The 14,060-nt window shown below is 73.3% G+C and carries 13 protein-coding genes; 6 read left to right on the top strand and 7 right to left on the bottom strand.

Annotated elements, in window-relative coordinates; genetic code table 11:
- Window positions 1-6: 6 nt before the first annotated feature.
- The 5 genes from ABGB05_RS28660 to ABGB05_RS28640 all read right to left on the bottom strand — a co-directional run bounded on the left by ABGB05_RS28660 (window position 7) and on the right by ABGB05_RS28640 (window position 5,260).
- The gene (locus tag ABGB05_RS28660) at window positions 7-576 is read right to left on the bottom strand and encodes a thioredoxin family protein (protein WP_347657031.1); all 570 of its coding nucleotides are present in this window, start codon (window positions 574-576) and stop codon (window positions 7-9) included.
- A gap of 142 nt (window positions 577-718) precedes the next feature.
- Complete coding sequence (locus tag ABGB05_RS28655) at window positions 719-1,843, bottom strand: glycosyltransferase family 4 protein (RefSeq protein WP_347657030.1); 1,125 nt, start codon at window positions 1,841-1,843, stop codon at window positions 719-721.
- Window positions 1,840-3,099 (bottom strand): M48 family metallopeptidase, encoded by a 1,260-nt coding sequence (locus ABGB05_RS28650; protein ID WP_347657029.1) that lies wholly within the window; start codon window positions 3,097-3,099, stop codon window positions 1,840-1,842. The genes ABGB05_RS28655 and ABGB05_RS28650 overlap by 4 nt, the downstream gene beginning before the upstream one ends.
- A 220-nt stretch (window positions 3,100-3,319) precedes the next feature.
- Complete coding sequence (locus ABGB05_RS28645; protein WP_347657028.1) at window positions 3,320-3,541, bottom strand: hypothetical protein; 222 nt, start codon at window positions 3,539-3,541, stop codon at window positions 3,320-3,322.
- A 165-nt stretch (window positions 3,542-3,706) separates the two neighbouring features.
- Window positions 3,707-5,260 (bottom strand): NYN domain-containing protein, encoded by a 1,554-nt coding sequence (locus tag ABGB05_RS28640; RefSeq protein ID WP_347657027.1) that lies wholly within the window; start codon window positions 5,258-5,260, stop codon window positions 3,707-3,709.
- 126 nt (window positions 5,261-5,386) lie between these two features.
- On the opposite strand from ABGB05_RS28640, the gene ABGB05_RS28635 reads away from it, so the two are divergent.
- The 6 genes from ABGB05_RS28635 (at window position 5,387) to ABGB05_RS28610 (ending at window position 11,963) form a co-directional block, all read left to right on the top strand.
- Entirely contained in the window at window positions 5,387-7,153 is a 1,767-nt protein-coding gene (locus tag ABGB05_RS28635; protein WP_347657026.1) for a DEDD exonuclease domain-containing protein, read from the top strand.
- A gap of 153 nt (window positions 7,154-7,306) precedes the next feature.
- Entirely contained in the window at window positions 7,307-9,088 is a 1,782-nt protein-coding gene (locus ABGB05_RS28630) for a RelA/SpoT family protein (RefSeq protein ID WP_347657025.1), read from the top strand.
- A gap of 58 nt (window positions 9,089-9,146) precedes the next feature.
- Window positions 9,147-9,683, top strand: coding sequence for an NUDIX domain-containing protein (locus ABGB05_RS28625; RefSeq protein WP_347657056.1), 537 nt, complete (start codon window positions 9,147-9,149; stop codon window positions 9,681-9,683).
- A complete protein-coding gene (locus tag ABGB05_RS28620; protein WP_347657024.1) occupies window positions 9,680-10,582 on the top strand; it encodes an NTP transferase domain-containing protein in 903 nt (300 codons plus the stop codon). Before ABGB05_RS28625 ends, ABGB05_RS28620 begins: the two co-directional genes overlap by 4 nt.
- A gap of 156 nt (window positions 10,583-10,738) precedes the next feature.
- Window positions 10,739-11,026: an Lrp/AsnC ligand binding domain-containing protein gene (locus tag ABGB05_RS28615; protein WP_347657023.1), complete on the top strand. Its 288-nt coding sequence runs from the start codon at window positions 10,739-10,741 to the stop codon at window positions 11,024-11,026.
- Window positions 11,027-11,096: 70 nt separating this feature from the next.
- Window positions 11,097-11,963, top strand: coding sequence for an alpha/beta fold hydrolase (locus ABGB05_RS28610; RefSeq protein WP_347657022.1), 867 nt, complete (start codon window positions 11,097-11,099; stop codon window positions 11,961-11,963).
- Between the two features lie 141 nt (window positions 11,964-12,104).
- Here the strand turns inward: ABGB05_RS28610 and ABGB05_RS28605 are convergent, their stop codons facing one another.
- Together ABGB05_RS28605 and trpD are read right to left on the bottom strand one after the other, a co-directional pair.
- The gene (locus ABGB05_RS28605) at window positions 12,105-12,767 is read right to left on the bottom strand and encodes a DUF4142 domain-containing protein (protein WP_347657021.1); all 663 of its coding nucleotides are present in this window, start codon (window positions 12,765-12,767) and stop codon (window positions 12,105-12,107) included.
- Window positions 12,768-12,943: 176 nt separating this feature from the next.
- Window positions 12,944-14,002, bottom strand: a complete 1,059-nt coding sequence (trpD, locus tag ABGB05_RS28600; RefSeq protein WP_347657020.1) for an anthranilate phosphoribosyltransferase — start codon at window positions 14,000-14,002, stop codon at window positions 12,944-12,946.
- Between the last annotated feature and the right edge of the window lie 58 nt (window positions 14,003-14,060).

The following is a 14,060-nucleotide window of genomic DNA, read 5'->3' as shown; positions in this document are numbered from 1 at the left end:
GTCAGGTCATGGTGTGGTCTTGTCGAGCAGCGGAGCGACGGTGGCGATCACCTGGGCCTTGCTCGGCACCCCGGTCGCCCGCCGGACCACCCGTCCCTCGGCGTCGATCACCAGCACGGTCGGCGTACGCCAGATCGCGAGGGTCCGGACGGCGGCCAGTTCGCTCTCCGCGTCGACCTCGACGTGGCGTACGCCGTCAAGCAGTTCCACGACATCGCTCAGCACCCGGCGCGTGGTCCGGCACGGGGCGCAGAACGCCGACGAGAACTGCAGCAGCGTGGCGGGGGTGCCCAGCCGTACGCCGAGCGCGGTGAGCATGGCCCGCAGGTCGGGATCGTCCGGTGGTTCGCCACCCGCTCCTCCCCGGTCGACCGCCGGCCCGCCAACCCCGTCGGCCGGGACAGTGCCGCCGGAGACGGCGGTGGCGGTGACGGACGAGGCGGTGCCGGAGGTAGTCGCGGCGGCCGAGGCGATGCCGCCGGAGACGGCGGTGGCGGAGGCCACCGGCCGGAGCACGCCGTCCCGTCTGCGATGCCAGAGTCCGAATCCGGTGGCTGCCACCAGTGTGGCCACCACCGCGACCGATCCTGTGAACGCGACATCTCGCACGAGGACAGACTGCCACGCCCGATCATCGATATCCATCGTCCGTCGTCCGCCGGTGGGCAAGCCCACCCCGGGCGGGTGGCACGTCACATTCCGCCGTGCCGTCGACCGCTCAGCCGCCGAGCAGTTCGGTCATCCGCCGGGCCTGTTTCTCCCAGCGCCATTCCCGTTCGACCCAGGTCCGTCCGGCCGCGCCCATGCGTCGGGCCAGATCCGGGTCGGCGAGCAGGGTGGCGACCCGGTCGGCGAGCTGCCGGACGTCGCGGCCGTCGACGACGTACCCGGTCTCGCCCTCGCGGACCGCGTCCGGTGCACCCCCGGAGTCACCGGCGACCACCGGCAGTCCGGTCGCGGACGCCTCCAGGTAGACGATGCCCAGGCCCTCGACGTCGAGCCCGCGGTTGCGGGTCCGGCACGGCATCGCGTAGACGTCGCCGGCCGCGTAGTGGGCCGGAAGTTCGGCGGTCGGCACACTGCCGGTGAAGACCACGTCGCCGGCGACCCCGACCTGTCGGGCGAGCTTGCGCAGCGAGTCCCGGTACGGGCCACCGCCGACCACGAGCAGGGCCGCTCCCGGGACCCGGCGCCGGATCTCCGGCAGCGCGCGGATCAGGGCGTCCTGGCCCTTGCGGGGCACCAGTCGGGAGACGCAGACCACCACCGGCCGGTCGGAGAGCCGGTGTCGGGCCCGGACCTGGCTGCCGTCGACGTCCGGGTGGTAGACGTCGACGTCGACCCCGGGGGCGAGCCGGCGCAGTTCGGTGTGTCCGTCCAGCACCCGGGCCAGCCGTACCCGGGTGTACTCGCCGAGGTAGGTGGTGACGTCGACACCGTCCCCGATCCGGCGCAGCGCCGACCGGGCTCCGGGCAGTGCCGCCCAACCGACCTCGTGTCCGTGGGTCTGGGCCACCGCCCGCCGGATCCCGGCCCGGCGACGCAGCCCGGCGGCGAGCAGCCCGAGCGGCGCGGCGGCACCGAACCAGACCGTGTCACAGTCGTACGTCCGGGCCAGCTCGGCGGCCCGCCGGGCGATCCGCGTGGTCGGCAGCAGCACCCCGGTCGACTCCCGGACCACCTCGAACGGCTGGTCGGCGTCGAACTTGTCGGCGCCCCGCCAGGTCGAGGCGTAGACCACCACCGAGCCGGGCGGCTGCCGGACCGCGAGCCCGTGTACGAAGGACTGGATCCCGCCGGGTCGCGGCGGGAAGTCGTTGGTGACGAGCAGGGTCCTGGTCAACCGCCGGCTCCTCGGGCGTACGCGCGGGCCGCGGCCATGCGCTCCACTGTGGACGGGTGGCTCGCCGAGTAGAGGTACACCCAGCGGGGCGGGTCGGGGTCGGCCAGGTTGACGCTGGACAACCGGCGTTGCATCGCCTCGAAGGCGATCGGGTCACCGGTCAGCGCCAGCGCGTGCGCGTCCGCCCGGGCCTCGACCTGCCGGGAGATCCAGGCCTGGGCCGGCGCGGCAACCAGACCGGCCAGGGTCACCAGCGCGATCAGCAGCGGAAACGCGGCCGGCTCGGCGACCGAGCCGACCCCGGCGGCCCGCAACAGTGCCCCCGACGAACCGAGGAGATAGAGCGCCACCACCGCGGCGGCCGCGCCGAGCGCCCCGGTGAGGGTGCCAGTCAGCACGTCCCGGTCCTTCGCGTGCCCCAACTCGTGCGCGACGACGCTGGCCACCTCCTCGGGCGGCGCCTCGCGCAGCAGGGTGTCGTAGACGACGATCCGCCGGGTCGGGCCGAAGCCGGAGACGTACGCGTTGACCGCCCGGGTCCGCCGCGAGGCATCGGCGACCAGCACGTCCTTCACCGGTACGCCATCGGTCTCGGCGAGCGCCAGCAGTTCGGTACGCAGCGGCCCCGGCTCCATCGGGGTGAACCGGTTGAAGATCGGTTCCACCAGCACCGGCAGGACGAACGAGAGCAGCGTGACCAGGCCCGCCGCGCCCACCGCGCCGACCGCCCACCACCAGCGGGGGGCGTACCGGGTCACCGCGTAGAAGCCGAGCAGCGCCACCGCGCCGATCACCGCGCTGACCGCGTACGACTTGAGCAGGTCGACCGTCCAGCCGCCCCAGCCCTGGGTGGAGAGGCCGTAGCGGGCCACGACCGCGTGCCGCCAGGCGGCGAACGGCAGCGTCAGCAGGTCCGCCGCCAGCACCACGGCCAGGCCGCCGAGCACCGCCTGGGCGATCCAGTTGTCGCCGAACGGGCGGCCGACCAGGGAGACGAGTTTCGCGCCCAGCGGGGTCAGGCCGAGCAGCAGCGCCACGAGCAGGCCGACCAGCATTCCGCCGTACGTCCCGGGGCGCAACGCGGCATGGAAGGCCCGTCCCCGGGCCACCTCCGCCGGGTGCAGTTCGTCCAGGGCCGCCAACTGGTCGGAGCGGGGTGCGGGGGGACGATGCCACGGCACCAACGCCACCGTCGCCGCGACCAGCAGTACAACGAGGACCGCGAGCGTCAGGCCCGCCCAGGCGCGCGGCGTCATGTCGTGCCCCGTGCCCGGTCCCAGACCCGGTCCCCGGCCCGGGCGACGCCGTCACGTCGCACGGTCATCTTTTGTCCTCCCGCCAGCGGCGTCCGCGCGGCCATCCTATGCCGCCCCCGGACCGCCTTGTGCCGACCCGGTGACGTGGCGGCGGCACCGGGCCCCACCGGCGGGTCCGCAGCCGGCGGCCCCCCGGCCCGGCGGCTCCGCGCCCGCCGGGTTATGCCACGCGGCGGCGCCGGCGCCGGGAGGTCAGCCGGAGCGGCGGGGTGGTCGGCACGTCGAGCACCTCGACGTCGAAGCCGGCCCGGGCGAACACCTCGATGGCGTACTGCTCCTCGGCGGTGAGGTTGCCCTGGTCGGGTGGTCGGTCCAGCGCCTTGACCAGGCATCCGGGACAGTCCGCCTCCGGCCGGGGGCAGTTGTCGCAGTCGATGAGCATCGGTCCCTCCTCGACGGGCGGGCCGGCGTCGCGGCGCTCTCGTCGCGCACCGACCACGATCGGTTACATCGACGCTAGGACAGGGGTACGACAAGAACTGCCCAGGTGGTCAGCTTGGGGCCTTCCGCTACCAAAAGCGGGAGGAAGGGATCCGTCCTGTCGCCGCTACGCCCGGGCGAGCCGGCGGAGCAGGGAGTCGGCCCCGAGCGGGTAGGCGCCGTGCCGGCGTACCCCGTCGGCGACCTCACGGTCGGACGAGACGACGACGATCGGACGCCCGGCCGGTTCGGCCCGGACCAGTCGGCGGATCAGGTCGTCGGCGGTCTCTCCCTTGCGGGAGAAGAGCACCCGTACGCCGCGCGGCGCGGGCGGCAGGCCGTGCATCCGCTCGGCACCGTCGAAGACGACGGTCACCTCGTCACCGGTCTGCGCGGCGATCCCGCCGAGTCCGGTGATCAGCCGTTTACGCTGCTGTTCCAGGGACATCTCACCGAAGCCGCGCTTGGTGACGTTGTAGCCGTCCACGATCAGGTGCGCCCGGGGCAGCGCGAGCAGCTGGTCGAGTCGGGCCGGGTCGTCGGTGCCCAGTCCGCGGGCCGAGTTCGCCGCCGTCGGGTTGTCGGCGAACGCCTCGGCCACGTAGTCGGCGGGCAGCCGGTCGGCGGGGTCGAGGGCCAGTTCCCGACGCAACCCGACGGCGGCCCGGCCGATGGTCTCCAGCAGCAGCCAGAGCCGGGCGTCGTCGACCGACCTGGCCTCCTTGGCGGTCTGCCGGACCGCGCCGGCGGCCGCCTCGGCCTCGGCCAGTCGGGCCCGCATCCGGCGCAGCTCCGCCTCGTGGTCGGCGGCGGCCCGGGTGGCCCGGCCCTTCTCGGTGGCCAGCAACTCGCTCGCGCGGCGCTCCCGGGCCTGGGTCTCCCGTAGTGATCGGCCCAGCACCCGGGTCTCTTCCCGCAGTTGACCGAGCTCCTCGCGGAGCCGGGCGACCTCGTCGCGAAGTTTGTCCGCCTCGACCTTGGCCACCGCCCGGTCGTGCTCGGCGCGGGTGGCCCGCTGTTCGGCCTCCCGGACCAGCTCGGCCACGGCCGCGCTGTCCACCTCGGCCCGGACCGCCGCCCCGGCGTTCTCGACCAGGGCACGCCAGCCGGTCGGCCGGGCCAGATAGGCGAGGGCCGCCACCTCGACCGGGTCGGCGGCGGCCGGGCTGCCGCCCGAGACGACCGCCACGCCGAGGGCACCGGCGTCGGCCAGCACCCGGCTGGCCACCCGCTGCCGGAACAGCGGGTCGCCCGCCAACTGGGTGGCGATCGGCGCCCCGCCCAGTCGGGCCCGCCGGTTGGGGGCGAACTTCGCGACCCGACGGAGCGGGGCCGGCAGCTCGTCGCCGGGCAGGGTCGGTAGCGCCGCGGCGGCCAGGCTGATGATCCGTTGCCGGACCGGCTCCGGCAGGGTGGGTTCCGGCTCGGCGCCGTCGTCCGGCTCCACGGCGCCGCCCGGCTCGGGCCCCAGTTCCGGGACCTCGCCGACCACGTCCGGGTCCCGTTCGGTCGCCGACCCGGCGGCGTCGCGGGACAGGTCCGGGCCGGGCCCGGCCGGGGTGTCCGCCTGCTGTTCCGGTCGGGGCGTGTCCGGCTCCGAGCGCCGGTCGCCCGCCTCGGCGCGCGTGGTCTCCGCCGCCTCCTCGGGGAGGCGGTCGTCGAACGATTCGGCGCGAGGCATGCCGCCAGTCTCCCACCGACTCCCCACCCACCGCCCTTCACCTCAGATGATCTCTTCGGGTCGACCGCTGTGACCAGTGGGACCCGGGTGGCCGGAGTGTCGTACGGGGCGCCTAACCTGCCCGCCGTGGTGCAACCCCGATACGTGCAGGGCACGCTGGACGGCCTGCCGGACGACGACCCGGCGACGGGCGACCGACCCGGTGACACGCTGTCACTGCGCGACTGCACGTTTGTGGTGGTGGACCTGGAGACGACCGGAGGAGCGCCGGACGGCGGAGGCATCACCGAGATCGGCGCGGTGAAAGTCCGGGGCGGCGAGCAGCTCGGCGTGCTGGCGACCCTGGTCAATCCGGGCGAGCCGATACCGCCGTTCATCACCGTGCTGACCGGGATCACCCAGGCGATGCTGGCCCCGGCGCCGCCGATCGAACAGGTGCTCCCGAGCCTCCTCGAGTTCCTCCGGGGCGCCGTACTGGTCGCCCACAACGCCCCGTACGACGTGGGTTTCCTCAAGGCGGCCTGCGCCCGGCACGGGTACGTCTGGCCGAACCCCCGGGTCCTGGACACCGCCGCGCTGGCCCGTCGGGTGCTGACCCGGGACGAGGTACCCAACCGCAAACTCGGCACCCTGGCCGCGTACTTCCGTACCCCGCACCAGCCGAACCACCGGGCACTGGACGACGCCAAGGCGACGGTGGACGTACTGCACGGGCTGATCGCCCGGCTCGGCGGGCACCGGGTGGAAACGCTGGGCGAGGCGATCGAGTTCGCCCGGGCGGTCACCCCGACCCAGCGGCGCAAGCGACACCTGGCCGACGGGCTGCCCCGGGTGCCGGGGGTCTACATCTTCCGGGCCGCCGACGACCGGCCGCTCTACGTGGGCACCTCGGGTGACATCGCCACCCGGGTCCGCAGCTACTTCACCGCGGCCGAGAAACGGGCGCGGATCTCGGAGATGCTGGCCGCGGCGGTCCGGGTGGAGGCGATCGAGTGTGCCCACCCGCTGGAGGCCGAGGTACGCGAGCTGCGGCTGATCGGCGCGCACGCCCCGCCGTACAACCGCCGGTCGAAGTTTCCGGAGCGGGTGCTGTGGCTGAAGTTGACCGCCGAGCCGTACCCCCGGTTGTCGGTGGTCCGCGGTCTCGGGCCGGACGACGAGGCGTACCTGGGCCCGTTCGGCTCCCGGCGGGCGGCCGAACTCGCCGCCGCGGCGGTGCACGACGCGGTGCCGCTGCGCCAGTGCACGCACCGGCTGTCGGTCCGGAGCACCACGCCGGCCTGCGCGCTGGCCGAGCTGGGCCGCTGCCCGGCACCGTGCGAGCACCGGATCTCGGTCACCGAGTACGAACAACGTGCGGTCGCCCCGGTCCGGACCGCCATGGTGGACGATCCACAGGTGCTGGTCGACGCTCTGCTGGGCCGGATCGAGGCGCTGGCCGGAGCCCACCGCTACGAGGAGGCGGCGGTGGTCCGGAGTCGGTTGGCCGCGGTGCTGCGGGCCACCGTACGGATGCAGCGCCTGGTCGGGCTGACCCGAATCGCCGAGCTGGCCGCCGCCCGGCGGACCGCCGACGGCGGGTGGGAGATCGCCGTGGTCCGGCACGGCCGGCTCGCCGGTGCCGCCACCGCCGCGCCCGGTGCACCGCCCCGACCGCTGCTCGACCTGGTCCGGGCCACCGCCGAGACGGTCCTGCCGGGTCACGGGCCGATTCCCAACGCCTCGGCCGAGGAGTCGGAACGGATCCTGTCCTGGTTGGAACGACCCGACACGCGGTTGGTCGAGACGTCGACCGGTTGGTCCTCTCCGGCCAGAGGTGCGGAACGGTTCCGTGACCTGCTCGCCCGGGCCGAGGCCGCGTCGTCCGGACAACTCCCGACCAAACGCACATGAGCAAGTGACCGATCGGACGACCTTCGCTCCCTTAGGCTGTTAGAGAAGTGCAGTCCTGCCCGATTTCGGGGTTTGCTTCCCCGACCGCGCCCCACGGCGGTCACACTGGAGCGATCACCGGGAGGCGGGCGGTGAGCGAGGAGGTGGCTCCGCGTGGACCTCGACGCCGGGCACGGCGCCGCCCTCGGGGGCGCCCGCGCGACCGAGATCACGCTGAGCAAACGGCTACGCTCGCTGCTCTCCTGGCCGTCCGGTGAGGATGATCCGGTCACCCAGCTGGCCCGGGCCCACCGTGCGGTCCACCCGAACGCCGACGTCGGGGTGCTGCGCCGCAGTTACGCCATTGCCGAGAGCATGCACCGGGGGCAGTTCCGCAAGAGCGGTGAGCCGTACATCACCCACCCGTTGGCGGTCGCGCAGATCTGCGCCGAACTCGGCATGGACACGGTCACCCTGGTCGCGGCCCTGCTGCACGACACGGTCGAGGACACCCGCTACACGTTGCAGGCGTTGACCGGGGACTTCGGGTCCGAGGTGGCGCACCTTGTCGACGGGGTGACCAAGTTCGACAAGGCGTTCTACGGCAAGGCCGCCGAGGCGGAGACGATCCGAAAGATGATCATCGCGGCCGGCAAGGACGTCCGGGTGCTGATCATCAAGCTCGCCGACCGGCTGCACAACATGCGCACCCTCGGGGTCCGTTCGCCCGCCTCCCGGGCCCGGATCGCGGGGGCGACCCAGGAGGTGCTGGTCCCGCTCTGCGACCGGCTCGGCATCCAGGCACTCAAGCGCGACCTCGACGACGTGGTGCTGCAACACCTGGAGCCCGAGGCGTACGAGCGGATCGACGAACACGTCAAGAACCGGCCGCACTGGGGGGCCTACCTCGACGACGTGGTCAACCAGGCCCGGGTGGTGCTCCGGCGGGACAAGATCGTGGCGGTGGTGAAACCCCGTCCCCGGCACTACTACTCGATCTGGAAGGACACCGTCGCCCGGGACCAGACGACCCCGTTCGACCTGCCCCGGATCGTGGTCGTGGTCGACGGCCCGGACACCGACTGTTACGCCGCCCTCGGTTCGATCCACGGCCTCTGGCGCCCGGTCGCCGGCCGGTTCAAGGACTACATCGCCGCCCCGAAGAACAACCTCTACCGCTCGCTGCACACCACCGTCATCGGCCCGGCCGAACGCATCGTCGAGGTGCTGATCCGGACCCGGGCGATGGACCGGTCCGCCGAGTACGGCATCGCGGCCGACTTCCGCTACCCCCGTCCCGGCGTCGACGGCGCCAACAGCGCCGAGCAGCTTGACTGGCTGCAGCGGGTGCTCAACTGGGAACGGGAGACCGCCGACCCGGCGCAGTTCCTCCAGTCGCTGCGCTGCGACCTCGCCGAGACCCAGATCCAGGTCTTCGCCGAAGGCCGGCAGATCGTGCTGCCGGCCGGTTCCAGCCCGGTGGACCTGGCGTACGAGCTCGGCCCGGACCGGGGCGACCACTGTCTCGCCGCCAAGATCAACGGTCGGCTGGCGCCGCTCTCCTCCGAACTGGAGGAGGGCGACGTGGTGGAGATCTTCACCGAGACCGACGCGCAGAGCGAACTCGACCTCGCGGTGGCCCCACCCGGCCCCCGCCGGGAGTGGCTCGGCTTCGTCAAGTCCCCGCACGCCCAGATGCAGATCAACCGCTGGTTCGCCGATCACCAGGAACCGGGGATCTCCATCTCGGACAAGGTCAAGCTGGGCCGTGCCACCATCGGTCTCACCCTGCGCAAGCACAACCGGGGACTCGCCAGCGACCTGCCGTTGCGCCAGCTCGCCGAGCAGCAGGGGTATCCCGACCTGGAGACCCTGCTGGTCGCGGTGGTGGACCGGACGATCGAACCGGACACCGTGGTCGAGCAGCTCATCGCCATGGTCGACCATCAGGAATGAGGTCCGCTGTGCCCCGGGTCACCCGTGGTCCGGGTACGCCCTCTAGCCTGGATTCGTGATCACCCGCCGCTCGCCGACGCGTGCCATCGGCTACAAGGTCTTCTACCGCCTGCCCATCGGGGTCCGTCGCCGGCTGGTCCGGCTGGCCGTTCCGAAGTACATCGTCGGCGCGGTCACCCTGGTCACAGACGCCGAGGCGGCGGAACCCGGCCGGCTGCTGCTGCTCCGTCAGCCACCCGGGAAAGGCTGGTCGCTCCCGGCCGGCCTGCTCCAGCGCCGCGAGGCCCCGGTGATCGGCGCGGCCCGGGAGCTGCACGAGGAGAGCGGCATCGACCTGGCGCCGGAGCAGCTCCGGCCGGCGGTGCCGAACGCCGTCGTGCACGCCAAGGGCTGGGTGGACATGGTCTTCGAGGCCCGGGTCCCGGCCTCCACCACACCACTCGTGGTCGACGGCGCCGAGGTGTACGAGGCAGCCTGGCACCCCCTCGACGACCTGCCCAAACTGACCGTGGCGACCGCCCGGCTGCTCGCCCACTACGGGATCGGTCCGCTCGCCGACTCCGACCCGGCCGCCGAGGCACGTCCACCGTCGTGAACCGAGCCGGCGCAGCAGCACAACCCGTCGCACCGGACGGGCTCTGCGCGGTCGTCCTGGCCGCCGGTGAGGGGCGTCGGCTGCGCCCGCTCACCGAACACCGTCCGAAGGCCCTCTGTCCGGTGGGAAACGTGCCACTGCTGGACCGGGCCCTGCACCGGGTGGCGGGGCTCGGTCTCACCGGTCCGGAGACCGTCGCGGTGAACGCCTGCTACCTCGGCGACCAGGTGGTCCGGCACGTGGGTGGCCGGGCATGGCTCTCGGTGGAGCCGGGTGACCCGCTGGGCACCTCCGGTGGGGTGGCGAGGCTGCGGGACTGGATCGCCGGTCGGGGTGTCCTGGTCGGCAACGCCGACGCCTACCTCGCCGCGCCGGACAGCCCGCCCGGACCGGACATCGCCGCCCTGCTGGCCGGCTGGGACGGCCGGACCGTACGTCTGCTGGGTCAGCGGGTCGCCGGCCCGGCCCGCCCCGGCGACTTCGGTCAACACCGGTTCGCCGGGTTCTCGCTGTTGCCGTGGTCCCGGGTCAGGGACCTGCCGGCCGAACCGGCCGAACTGGTCCGGACCGTGTGGCGGCCGGCGGAGGCGGCCGGCGAGCTGGAGGTGGTCGAGTTCGCCGGCACGTACCTCGACACCGGCACGCCCGCCGACTACCTGGCCGCGAACCTGCACGCGGCGGGTGACGGCTGCCTGGTCGATGCCACCGCCACGGTGACCGGCCGGGCGCACCGCGCGGTGGTCGGGGCCGAGGCGACCGTGCACGGTACGGTCGACCGCTGCGTGGTCTGGCCGGGCGGCGTGGTGCACGCCGGCGAGCGGCTGCACGAGGCGGTACGTGTCGGCACGGACCTGACGGTGCCGGCCGGTGCCGAGCCGGAGCCACCCGGCACACCGTGACCCGGGTCCCGCCGGGGCCACCCGGCACACCGTGACCGGGTCCCGCCGGGGTTGACCCCTTAGCATGGGCGGGCACCCGCAACGCGACGCCGACCGCGGATCCCGTTCCCCGGGACCGTCGGCCGCGCCGGCCTGTCGACGAGAGGAGTCCCACCGGTGATCACCGCGATCGTGCTGATCGACTGCGCCACCGATTCGATCCCCGAGGTGGCCGAGTCGCTCGCCGCCCTGCCCGGCGTCAGCGAGGTCTACTCGGTCGCCGGTCACGTCGACCTGATCGCCGTGGTCCGGGTACGCGAGTTCGACCAGATCGCCGAGGTGATCGCCGGCCGGATCTCGAAGGTGCCGGGCGTGCTCAACACCGAGTCGCACATCGCCTTCCGCGCCTACTCCCAGCACGACCTGGAGGAGGCGTTCGCGATCGGCCTGCCGGACGCGGACTGACCCGGCGGCCTTCGCAGGGAGCGACCGGAGATGTGTACCCGCCGGTAACTACGCCCGGTACGATCCTCGGATGACCCCACAGCCCGGCTACGAACAGGTTTTCGTCGATCGGGGGACGGACCGGCTCGCGGTGCGGGTCTACCCGGAGCCCGCGGGCCGCCCGGACGCTCCGGTCGTGCTGCTCTGGCCCGCGATGGGGGTCCGGGCCAGCTACTACACCCCGTTCGTCGCCGCGCTGCGGGCCGCCGGGCTGGCGGTGGTGGTGACCGATCTGCGTGGCACCGGCGACAGCACCCCGGCACCGAGCCGCGCCTCCCGGTACGGCTATCCGGAGCTGGTCGAGGACGTCGGCGCCGTACTGGAGAGTCTGAAGTCACGGCTGGACGGGCGTACCCGCCTGCTGCTCGGTCACTCACTCGGTGGTCAGGCGGCGCTGCTGCACCTCGCCCGCACCGGCGGCGGGCAGGTCGACGGGCTGGCCCTGGTGGCCGCCGGCGTGCCGTACTGGCGACGCTACCCGGGGCACCGCCGCCTCCTGGTGCTGCCCGGCGCCCAACTGATCAACACGGTCGCCGGGATGCTCGGCAGCTGGCCCGGTTGGGGGTTCGGTGGCCGGCAGGCCCGGGGCGTGATCCGGGACTGGGCCCACACCGTCCGGACCGGACGGTTCCCCCGACTCGACGGGGTCGACGCCGAGGCGGCCGTCCGAACCGTACGTACCCCGGTGCTGGCGATCAGCGTCGAGGGTGACCCGCTGACCCCGCACGAGACGCTCGACGAACTCTGCGCCAAACTGACCGCCGCGCCGGTGCGGCGTGAGCGGTACGTCGGCGCGGAGGCGGACGGCCCGCTGAACCATTTCACCTGGGTCCGGGCCTCCACCCGGATCGCCGCCCGGGTGGCCGCGTTCGCCGCTGACCTGCCCGTCTCCCGGTAGCAGCAGGCGGAGCCGCAGACAGCGGGACGACGCGACGGGTCCACCGGCCGATCGGCCAGCGGACCCGTCACCCTGTGCTTCCCAACCAGCGGATCAGGGTCGAACCCTCTGACCAGCGGGTCAGTGTCGGACCGGACCCGGTCAGCTGGTCGTCGGACCCGGCGTGCCCGGCGTACCACCCCGCGACGGCGTCCCGGAGCTCACACCCGGGCTGGGTGCCACGGTGAGCCCACCCGGGATCGGCACCCCCAGGCTCTGGGCCAGTGAGACCAGCGCGTTGTGGTGCGCCTGCAGCACCGGGGCCGCCTGCTGCGCCACCTGCTTGGCCGCCGGGTCGGAGCCCTGCGTCAGCTCGGCCTGCACCAGCTGCATGGCCTGGCTGTGCGCGGTCAACTGGGCGGTGACCCACTGCGCGTCAAAATCCGCCCCGCTGACGTTCTGCAACTGGTTCACGACCGCCTGCTGCTCGCTGGTCACCTTGTTCGGCAGCGTCAACTTCCCCGCGGAGGCGACGCTCTGCACCTTCTGGTCCAACTGGGTGTGGTCGGTCACGAACCGCGCCCCGAGCGTCTTCACCTCCTGGTTGGTCCCCTTCTGCTGGGCGAGGTTGCCGGTGGCGATCTCCGCGAGGTTCACCTGGTGGATCGCCGTCAGGAACTGCTTGTCCTGCGCGGACAACGTGCTGGACGGCGTCGCGGACGGCGTCGCCGTCTGTTGCACGGCGGCGCTGTACGCGGCTCCGGCCGGCACCAGGCCGAGCAACACCATCGAGACGAGCACGCCCAAGCGTTTGGTTACCAACATGGTTGTTCCCCCCTCCGTCGTTGAACCTGAGGGGTACCCGGTTGTCCGCCGGACACGCGGACGGATCGAGCCCGGCACGAACCCGCAGCGTCCGGGCCGGTTCACGCTGGGAAACACTGGTTCCGCCGCCGGTCGGCGGGTTCAGCCGGCGGTCTCCGGGGAAGGCGACCGGTTGGTCACTCGGCGGCCTTCGCCACCTTGGCGACGTCGATCCACTGGTCGAGCGTGCGGGCGGCGGCACCGGAGTCGATGGACGCCGCCGCGCGGTCGAGTCCGGCGCGCAGCGCCGGCAGCAGGTCGCCCTCGAAGCCGCTGTGCGCGACCAGCGCCGCCGCGGTGTTGAGCAGGACCGCGTCCCGAACCGGACCCGGCTCACCGGTGAGCAGTCGGCGGGTCACGTCGGCGTTGAAGGAAGCGTCGCCACCGCGCAGGTCACCGGGGGCCGACCGGGGCAGGCCGAGGTCCACCGCGTCGACCACGGTCTCCTCGACCCGGCCCTGTGTCGCGATCCACAGCCGGGTCGGCGCGGCGGTGCTGAACTCGTCCAGCCCGTCCTCACCCCGCATCACCAGGACCGAGTCACCCCGGCGGGCGAAGACCTCGGCCACCACCGACGCCATCCGGGGGTCGAAGCAACCGACCGCGCCGGCCCCGGGCCGCGCCGGGTTGGTCAGCGGACCGAGGAAGTTGAAGACTGTCGGCACACCCATCTCCCGCCGGGGCACGGCGGTGTGCCGCATCCCAGGATGGAACCGGGCGGCGAAGCAGAATCCGATCCCGACCTCGGTGACGCACCTGGCCACCCCGACCGGTCCCAGGTCGAGCGGTACGCCGAGATGTTCCAGCAGGTCGGCCGCACCGCAGGACGAGGAGGCCGCCCGGTTGCCGTGCTTGACCACCGGCACCCCGGCCCCGGCCAGCACCATCGCCGTCATCGTGGAGATGTTGACCGTGTGGGCCCGGTCCCCGCCGGTGCCGACCACGTCCACGGCGCCGGACCGCAGCGCCTCCGGCAGTTCCACCAGGGTGGCCCGGGTCAGCATGGCCTCGACCAGGCCGGCCAACTCGGCCGGGGTCTCCCCCTTGGCACGCAGCGCGGTGGCGAACCCGGCGATCTGCACCGGGGTCGCCGACCCTGCCATGATCTCGCCCATCGCCCACGCGGTGTCGGCGGTGGAGAGTTCCTCACCGCGCAACAGCGCGGCGAGGAGGTTGGGCCAGGTCCGTTCCCCCATGCGGGCCTCCCGAGCGGAGCGGGTGGTTGGCGAGTGTCGCGTGTGGCGGTCTGACCGG

Origin of the sequence: Plantactinospora sp. B5E13 (assembly GCF_039871775.1) — a bacterium.
In the GTDB taxonomy this organism is placed as follows: domain Bacteria; phylum Actinomycetota; class Actinomycetes; order Mycobacteriales; family Micromonosporaceae; genus Plantactinospora.
The sequence above is the reverse complement of the archived record's forward strand: the minus strand, read 5'-3'. Positions and strand labels throughout refer to the sequence as shown.